The sequence below is a fragment of the Aeromicrobium sp. genome (assembly GCF_049586495.1).
In the GTDB taxonomy this organism is placed as follows: Bacteria; Actinomycetota; Actinomycetes; order Propionibacteriales; family Nocardioidaceae; genus Aeromicrobium.
In genome coordinates this window covers 1-1577 of sequence record NZ_JBAVCB010000128.1, presented here as the reverse complement: position 1 = coordinate 1577, position 1577 = coordinate 1, and the positions used below count along the sequence as shown (strand labels likewise).

Sequence of the window (1577 nt, the reverse complement as noted above, 5' to 3'; positions counted from 1 at the left end):
GCATCGGCCTGCATCCAGCCCGTGAGCGCGATGACGGTCGCCGAGACCAGGACCGCGACCGACCCCAGCGCATCTCCCAGGACCTCCAGGTAGGCGCCCCGGACGTTCAGGCTCTCGGCAGCCCCTTCCCGGAGCAGGAACAGACCGATGACGTTGGCCACCAGCCCGACGCCGCCGGCGAGGAGGATGGGCGTGGCCGCGAGCTCGACGGAGGAACTCAGACGGCCGACGGCGTGCCACCCCACGAACCCAGCCAGCACCAGCAGCACCAGGCCATTGAGCCCGGCGGCGAGCACCTCGGTGCGGTGGTACCCGAAGGTGCGTCGCGAGCCCGGGCTGCCGCCGCGCTGGGCAGCAGTGATGGCTGCGAGGGCCATCGCGATGCCGACGGAGTCTCCCAGCATGTGCCCGGCATCGGCCAGCAGCGCGAGGCTCCCGGTGAGTGCGGCCACGACGGCCTCGACCAGCAGGACACTCACCGACAGGGCCAGCACGATCGCCAGACGCCTGCGGTGCTTCACCCCAGTTCCATGCGCGTGGTCGTGCCCCATGCCCACCAGGCTACGCGGGCAGGAACGACGAAGCCCCCACCGCCGAGGCGATGGGGGCTCCGAGAGAGCTGAGGTCAGCTCACTTGTTGATCTTCGTCACGCGACCGGCGCCGACGGTGCGGCCGCCCTCGCGGATGGCGAAGCGCAGGCCCTCCTCCATGGCGATCGGCTGGATCAGCGCGACCGACATCTCGGTGTTGTCACCGGGCATGACCATCTCGGTGCCCTCAGGCAGCGTGATGACGCCGGTGACGTCCGTGGTGCGGAAGTAGAACTGCGGACGGTAGTTGTTGAAGAACGGCTTGTGACGGCCACCCTCCTCCTTGGACAAGATGTAGACCTGGCCCTCGAACTCGGTGTGCGGCGTCGTCGAGCCGGGAGCAATGACGACCATGCCGCGCTCCACATCCTCACGCTTGGTTCCACGCAGGAGCAGTCCGACGTTCTCGCCGGCCTGGCCCTCGTCGAGGAACTTGCGGAACATCTCGATCGCCGTGACCGTGGTGGTCTGCTTGGCCTCGCGAATGCCGATCAGGTCGACCGTCTCGTTGACCTTGACGATGCCGCGCTCGATGCGTCCGGTGATGACCGTTCCACGACCGGTGATCGTGAAGACGTCCTCGACGGGCATGAGGAACGGCTTCTCCGTCTCGCGCTCGGGCATCGGGATGTAGTCATCGACAGCCGCCATGAGCTCGAGGATCGACTCGCCCCACTTGGCGTCACCCTGCAGCGCGGGATGAGCAGCAACCTTGACGACGGGCACGTTGTCGCCGTCGAACTCCTGATCGCTCAGCAGCTCACGAACCTCGAGCTCGACGAGCTCCAGGATCTCCTCGTCGTCGACCATGTCGCACTTGTTCAGCGCGACGACCATGGCGGGCACGCCGACCTGACGGGCGAGCAGCACGTGCTCACGCGTCTGGGGCATGGGGCCGTCGGTGGCAGCGACCACGAGAATGGCGCCGTCCATCTGCGCAGCACCCGTGATCATGTTCTTGACGTAGTCGGCGTGGCCGGGGCAGT

The 1577-nt window shown here is 67.5% G+C and carries 2 protein-coding genes; both read right to left on the bottom strand.

What is annotated here, in order from left to right; genetic code table 11:
• Window positions 1-551, bottom strand: a 551-nt coding sequence (locus tag WB508_RS06925; protein ID WP_423844150.1) for a cation diffusion facilitator family transporter, incomplete at its 3' end; no start/stop codon positions are given.
• 79 nt (window positions 552-630) lie between these two features.
• Window positions 631-1577 (bottom strand): elongation factor Tu (gene tuf / locus WB508_RS06920; protein ID WP_423844149.1); only part of this gene is annotated, 947 nt, incomplete at its 5' end.